The 7,008-nt window shown below is 63.9% G+C and carries 3 protein-coding genes and 1 pseudogene; 1 reads left to right on the plus strand and 3 read right to left on the minus strand.

From position 1 onward, the window contains the following. Window positions 1–1,929: 1,929 nt before the first annotated feature. A pseudogene (tig, locus tag FJW10_RS30225) lies at window positions 1,930–2,940 on the plus strand (trigger factor); the annotation flags it as partial. Window positions 2,941–3,322: 382 nt separating this feature from the next. On the opposite strand, the gene FJW10_RS30230 reads toward tig, so the two are convergent. The 3 genes from FJW10_RS30230 to FJW10_RS30240 form a co-directional block, all read right to left on the minus strand. Continuing rightward, window positions 3,323–4,126, minus strand: a complete 804-nt coding sequence (locus tag FJW10_RS30230; RefSeq protein ID WP_181177720.1) for a helix-turn-helix transcriptional regulator — start codon at window positions 4,124–4,126, stop codon at window positions 3,323–3,325. A 699-nt stretch (window positions 4,127–4,825) separates the two neighbouring features. Beyond that, window positions 4,826–5,314, minus strand: coding sequence for a hypothetical protein (locus tag FJW10_RS30235; protein WP_246674413.1), 489 nt, complete (start codon window positions 5,312–5,314; stop codon window positions 4,826–4,828). Between the two features lie 17 nt (window positions 5,315–5,331). Further along, window positions 5,332–6,927 carry an OmpA family protein gene (locus FJW10_RS30240; RefSeq protein ID WP_140902763.1) on the minus strand — a complete coding sequence of 532 codons (1,596 nt, stop codon included), beginning with the start codon at window positions 6,925–6,927 and terminating at the stop codon, window positions 5,332–5,334. Between the last annotated feature and the right edge of the window lie 81 nt (window positions 6,928–7,008).

The raw sequence follows: 7,008 nt of genomic DNA on the forward strand, positions 1-7,008 counted from the left end.
GGCGCTGCCAACGGCGCGGTTGGCTCGTTGGCCAGCGCCGTCAACGGCACGATCGGTGGAGCTGGCGGTGCCGGTGGTACGCTCGGTGGCGCTGTTGGTGCCCTGGGTAGCGCCGTGAACGGTGCGGTCGGTGGAGCCGGCGGTGCCGGCGGCTCGCTCGGTGGTGCCGTTGGTGCCCTGGGCAATGCGCTCAATGGAGCAGTCGGCGGTGCTGGTGGCATCGGTGGCTCGCTCGGCGGAACGGTCGGCTCGCTTGGTGGCGCTGCCAACGGCGCGGTCGGCTCGCTGGGTACTGCGCTGAACGGAGCAGTTGGTGGAGCCGGTGGTACCGGAGGCACGCTCGGTGGTGCCGTTGGTGCCCTGGGCAATGCCCTCAACGGAGCAGTCGGTGGTGCCGGCGGCATCGGTGGTTCGCTCGGCGGCACGGTTGGCTCGCTTAGCGGTGCCGCGAACGGCGCGGTTGGCTCGTTGGCCAGCGCCGTCAATGGAGCAGTCGGCGGTGCTGGTGGCATCGGCGGTTCGCTCGGCGGAACGGTCGGCTCGCTTGGTGGCGCTGCCAATGGCGCGGTCGGCTCGCTGGGTACTGCGCTGAACGGAGCAGTTGGTGGAGCCGGTGGTACCGGAGGCACGCTCGGTGGCACGGTCGGCTCACTCGGGAACGCCGTGAACGGCGCGATCAGCGGAGCCGGTGGTGCCGGCGGCACGCTCGGCGGCGCCGTTGGTGCCCTGGCCAACGCCCTGAATGTTGCGACGGGCGGTGCTGGCGATGCCGGCGGTACGCTCGGCTCACTCGCCACTGCCCTGAACGGCGCGACCGGTGGTGCTGGCGGTACAGGTGATGCCGGCGGTACGCTCGGCAGCGCGATTGGCTCGCTGGGCACTGCCCTGAACGGCGCGACCGGTGGTGCTGGCGGTACAGGTGATACCGGCGGTACGCTCGGCAGCGCGACTGGCTCGCTGGGCACTGCCCTGAACGGCGCAGGTGGTGCTGGCGGCACGCTCGGTGGCACAGTCGGCTCGCTGGGCAGCACAGCTAATGGCACAGTCGGCTCGCTAACCAATGCCGCAAATGGCGCGGTCGGCTCGATCGGCGGTGCCGTCGGCGCACTGGCCAGCGCCGTGAACGGTTTGATCGGGAGCGCTAGCGGCCTAGTCGGCGGGATTATCGGCTCGATCGGCGGTGGCCTCGGCGGAGGTGGCACTGGCGGTGGCGGCACTGGTGGTGGTGGCACTGGCGGTGGCGGCACTGGTGGTGGTGGCGGCACTGGCGGCGGCGGCACCGGCGATGGGGTCATCGGGAGCGTCCTGGGAAACATCGACTGCGACACTTCAACCCAGGGCGGCGCTCACTGCGGCAATTCGCTCGCTGGTTTGGTCGTCCTCTCGGACAGCCGCAGCCCTGCCAGGTCCGTCGTCGACGCTGACTCGACCAGCAGTATCTCCAACGGTGCGACCGGCGGTGCCGGCTCAACTCGCCTGCTTGCTAATGCGGCTGGAGGTGCTCCGAACGGCGGCATCGGCGGCGGCTCAAATGGCCTGCTTGCCAACATGGCTGGCAATTCGGCTGGCGGTGCCTCCAATGGTGCGACCGGTGGCAGCGGCGCTGGCTCGAACGGCCTGCTTGCCAACACGGCTGGTGGTGCCTCCAATGGTACGGCGGGCGGCTCAGGCGGCTTGCTTGCCTATGGTGGCCTGCTTGCCTATGCGGACGGCAATCCGGCTGGCGGTGCCTCCAAGAGTGCGGCCGCTGGCGTCGGTACCGGCTCGGCTGGCATGCTTGCCAACGCGGCCAGCAATCCAACTGGCGGTGCCTCCAAAGCTGGCTCAGGTGAACAGCTTGCCAACACGGCATGCAGTTCGGCTGGCGGTGCCTCCAAGGATTGCGGTGCAGCCGCCAGTACCCTTGCGGCCGATGTCGCAGGCACGGCTCAGTTGAATCGCGAGGTTGTTCCGGCGATCGATATCAAGGACTTCGCCAACATCAAGATAACGCGCCCGGTCTATGATGTGCCGGCATCCGAGATCGACGAGCAGGTCAAGCGTGTCGCCGAAGCGGCTCGCACCTACAAGCCTGCCGCCAGCAGAGCCGCCGAAGGCGACCGCGTGACGATCAACTATGTCGGCAAGATCGAAGAAGCCTTTTCCGGCGGGACTGGCGCCAACCAGCCGCTGGTACTCGGCGCCCAGGATTTCATCCCGGGCTTCGAGGGCCAGTTGATCGGCGCCAAGGCAGGCGATGAGAGGAAGATCACCGTGACCTTCCCGGAGAACTACCAGATCGCCAGTCTGGCCGGCAAGCAAGCGACCTTCGACGTCACCGTCAAGGAAGTGGCGAAGCCTGGCAAGCTGGAGATCAACGACGGGACCGCCAAGGCGCTTGGCCTGGAGTCGCTGGGGCGCCTGCGTGAAGTCGTGCGCGGCCAGATCGAGAACCAGTTCGGCTCGATAGCGCGCCAGAAGGTCAAGCGGCAGTTGCTGGACCAGCTCGCCGCTTCCTATCAATTCGAGGTGCCCTCGCAGTTGGTAGAGGCTGAGTTCAACACCATCTGGGCACAGGTCAGCCGGGATCTCAAGGCGACAGGTCGCACCTTCGCCGACGAGGGCACGACCGAGGAGAAAGCGCGTGCCGACGCCATGCATCTTGCCGAACGTCGCATTCGCCTCGGCCTGATCCTAGTCGAGGTCGGTAAGAAGGAGAGCATCTCGGTATCGGACGAGGAGCTGCAGCGCGGCGTGCTCGAGCAGGTGCATCGCTTCCCGGCCAACCAGCAGCAGGCGGCGCTTGGCTTCTACAACTCCAATCCCGAGGCGCTGCGAACGCTGCGTGCGACGATGTTCGAGGACAAGGTGGTCGACCGCCTGCTCGGCCAGATTTCCGTCACCGACAAGAAGGTGAGCAAGGAAGAACTGATGGCCGAGGACAACGGGCTCGAAACCACCGCTTCGCCGAAGGCGACTGTAAAGAAGGATGCCAAGTAGTTCGGTCCAGCTTTTGCCCCTTCAAGGAAAGGCCGCTTTCGGGCGGCCTTTTCATTGTGCCTATTTTCCGCCCTTAGCGTCGCTCGTGATCGCTGCAATCGCCCAACGTCCTGTTGGGCGGCCGGATCGGGTTGTCCGGCCGCCCAACAGCATTTCACCCGCAGTCTGCACTGCAAAGGTGCTCAAGGCGCCTCATGCGATGCATTCACCGTCTGCAATGGGTTCGTATTTTCCGCCTGGAGGGCCGCAATTTAGCTCCACCGGATCCTTCGGTTCCGAGCGTTCATCGATGTTGCGGGCGGCTGCCCGCATATCGCGCAGATCGAACGAGTTGGAAGGCGCTTTAGCTGACTGAAGCTTTACGGAATGCACCTGGCGGCTGGCCGACAACTTTCGAGAAGGCTCTGCTAAAATGCACTTGGTCGGCAAATCCGCATTCCGTGGCTATCTGCACGATCGGCATTGAAGTTCTCGCCAGCAGGTAGCGTGCGCGCTGAATCCGACTCTCCAGAAGATATTGATATGGCGTCTTGCCGGTAGCGTTCTTGAAAAGATGAGCAAAGTGACTCGTCGACAACCCACTCCCTTCCGCCAAATCGGATAGAGAAAGCTTCTGCTGCATTCTGGCTTCGATAATTTGATGAAAGGACGAAAGCTGCCTTTTTCCAAGCTTTTTGTCTGAAAATTCACCTGCCTGATAGAGATATAAACTCGAATACCTGCACAAAACCCGGCCCACCGCGGCCCGTGCGAGATGTATCACGTAAGGATACAATCCTTCGGCGTCGAGCTCCAGCGCCTGGTCGATCTCGGTAGCGAGCCACTCGAGCAGCGGATCCGTCAATGCCAACCCGCTCAGGATCCCGATGGGCTGGCCATGGCTTTCGAAATCAGCACTAATTTCGGCCAGAAGGGAGGCATGCAGATAAAGATGCGTCGTGTGGACGCGTCTATCCCATCCCAGTTGGATTGGCTGGCCGGGGGCGACAACATCCAACTGCCCGGGGCGGCTGTTCGCACTGTATTCGCGTCCGCCGATGTTGGAGACGGTTTTGGCGGATCCGGATGTTGTCAGCCTGATGAAAAGATGCGGGCTGGCCGGAAAGGCCACGCCATTGGGATCTTCAATCTGTGTGGACAGGTACACTTTTTCCCAGCTGCGGCCAGCGCTCGTCCGGAGAGTCCTGCAGGAAGCGAGTGCGCCAAAACCGTGGATTTCTTCAACCGGAAAACCGGCGCTAGTCGACCCTCCAGCGCCAGCAGTTTGCTCCCTGGATGGAGCCGGCGTTTGCACGCTCTGGTGCCGAGCATGCGAGTCCCTGGGCCAGCTTGTTCGAATGTTCATCGCAGCTACCCGACCGTTCTGCGTAGCTCAGGGCCCGACCAAAACTCCCGGCCTGCCAGATAGCTACTCTCACAGCGATAGAACGGTTGGGGAGATGACGACACCTACCGAAAGTCATGAGCGATGATGACGAAAGTCATACCGATTACGATCATTTCTTGGATACGACCGCTGACCAAGTACTTGGTGGTGGTTATTGGAACTGTTGGACAAGTTGATGAAATTTCTGGTGGACGTAGAGGTTTGAGACTGTCGCGCCACCCAGCGCTCTATGAATGGGCTCCCGAGAGGATTTCCATCAGCTTCATCTCGATCCATAAGGCCGTCAGATTTTTCCAGGAGTAGCCGCAGGCAGATCGCCGCGCCTTTTTTCGGACGCTGATCCTTACAGAGCTGGTACACGTGGCGATTATGCCATTTCGGCGCGCGGCCGACCGCGCGCCGTGAGACTGACTGGTACGGAGTGGGTGTCGGAGTTAAGTCCTCGCGGCTGCACTTCGCCTACAACTGCCGACGCCGTATTGTTTCGGCGAGCTCGGCAAAGGCATCGACGATTCCCTCACCGTTCTTGGCGCTCACGAACTTGACGCTCGATCGCGGCAGCTGGCCGATCTCTTCGGCGCTGCCGGGGGCTTCGGCGAGATCGATCTTGTTCACGAGGGCCCGGTATGGCCTGCCTGGAAATCGCGCCTCGAAGCTGCGGACCAGCTCGACCATGCGCGTCACGGTTTGCGGGCGCGTCACGTCCGACACGACGATCGCGGCCGACGCGCCGGTAACGTAAACGGTGTCGAAAATACGCGTCCCGAAATCGCCGTCGGTGTCCCACAGCACAAGCCGCGCCGCGTCGCCTCCGCGAACCGGATCGGCCGGAACATCGTAGCTCAGCACCTCGACGCCGAGCGTCGATTTGTATTCGCCGTCGAAACGATCGTGCACGAGACGGTACATGATGGATGTCTTGCCCACACCCATATCGCCAAGCAGCATGACCTTTGCGCTGAGCATCATTGAGGGCGCTCGGCGCGGAACACGGTTTCGAAGGTGACGCGGCGGTTGCCTTCGCTCGGCACGTCGGAAATCGGAAGCGACGACGAGCGCGAAACCACAAACAATCGCGACGGCTCGATGCCGAGCGCGGTCAATCTTCGCACCACCTGGTCGGCCCTCTTGCGGGCAACCGTCCGGTTGGCGACATCCGTTCCGGTATCGTCCGCGTGCCCTACGACACGGATTCTCAGATCGTTGCCCGCAAGCAGCCCTGCCAGATCGCGAAACTGCTGGTCCGCCGCCTTGTCATCGGCAAAAGTGTCGGCGTTGCCAAAGAAAATCGCCGTCGAGGCCATGAAGCGGTTGAGCCGCTCGGCCGGGCTGTCGGCTATCGATTGCAGGGCGTCGTACTGCTGGTTCCTGGATTTTGTCTCCCCGGCGATCGCCGCGCGTGTTTCATCGATGCCCGCCCGCAGGCCGGCAAGGGATTGCAGCGCTTCTTCGCTCAGCCCGCGCGTCTGATCGATGCGGGCCTGCAAACCTGCGAGAGCCTGCCGCTGACCGGCAACCGCTTCGCCGGTCTCGCCCGCGGATTTCTGCACATCGGCAAGAGATTGCCGCAGTTCGGCGATCGCCCGGCGGTTTTCGTCGATGCCCGCCTGGAGGCCGGTCACCGATTGCCGCAGGGCGTCGATGTCGGCGCTGAGCGCTGCCAATTGTTCCGTGCCCGGCACGACGCCGATCCGGCCGACGACCCGATAGGGCGCCGCGGCCTCGGCCAGGGCGTCGACCAGCGGAGCCGTCTGCACCTGGCTTGGCTCTATGCCGGAGACCGAGACGCTGCGATTGCGGTGGTCAAAATCCAGCCGCAACGGGAAAGATTCCAGCAGCGGTTCCTTGCCGGCCAGTTCCTGGAGCGCATCGTTGGCGCGCCGCTCCAGCATCGTGCGGGTCAAATAGACGCTCGCCAGCCATGCCAGCCCGGCGGCGACGAGAGCCGCGAGCACGAACAGGACGACCTTTGCGCCCCGACGCGGTTCGGGTTCGGCAGCCGGACCGGCTTCGATGGAGGCGGCCAGCGCAGCCAGCATGGCGGCGTCGCAGTCGAGGCCGCGATCCATGCTCTCGATCGTGTCGAAGAAAAGCGAATTGATCCTGTCATTGTCGGCGGGGCGAAGGGGGCCGATGCATTCCGCGGCCAGGATGAACCGGGGCGAGGCGCGAAGCACGATCTCGCGTCCGCCGAAATCGAGCTGCTGCAGGTTGCCTTCTCCTGCCAGGGCCTGGACGGAAAATTCCAGGATCGCCGCGACCATCGCGCTCAGCAGGTCGGCCCGCTCGTCGGAGGTTTCTTCGCGCTTCCAGTCGGCGACGAGGCGGCCGTTGCCGCGCTCGATCATCAGCAGCCGGTTGACGCGCGGCGGGCTGGCGTTTGCCAGAACGAACTCGCTGATCGGCCGGCCGGTCGCCAGCGACTTGACGCGCCCGATCCACAGCTCCGTCGATGTCAGGGCGTTGAGGCGCTGCTCCAGCCGCGCGACGAGTTCCTTGAAAGCGTTCGCCACGGCCGCGCTGACCAGCCTGCCCGTGATCGGGTAGAGCGCGTCGACCATGAGGTCGCGCGAGTTCCTGATCTCGCTGCGGATCGCGGAGACTACCGATGGCGCGATGACGTTCGCCAGCTCGCGCGGCCG

Source organism: Mesorhizobium sp. B4-1-1, from assembly GCF_006439375.1.
Taxonomy (GTDB): Bacteria; Pseudomonadota; Alphaproteobacteria; order Rhizobiales; family Rhizobiaceae; genus Mesorhizobium.

What these genes read in the sequence shown, in the direction of transcription:
- FJW10_RS30235 (WP_246674413.1), bottom strand. Translation starts at nt 5,314, where the DNA reads ATGCTGCTTGGCGATATGGGTGTGGGCAAGACATCCATCATGTACCGT.
- FJW10_RS30240 (WP_140902763.1), bottom strand. Translation starts at nt 6,927, where the DNA reads ATGGTCGACGCGCTCTACCCGATCACGGGCAGGCTGGTCAGCGCGGCC.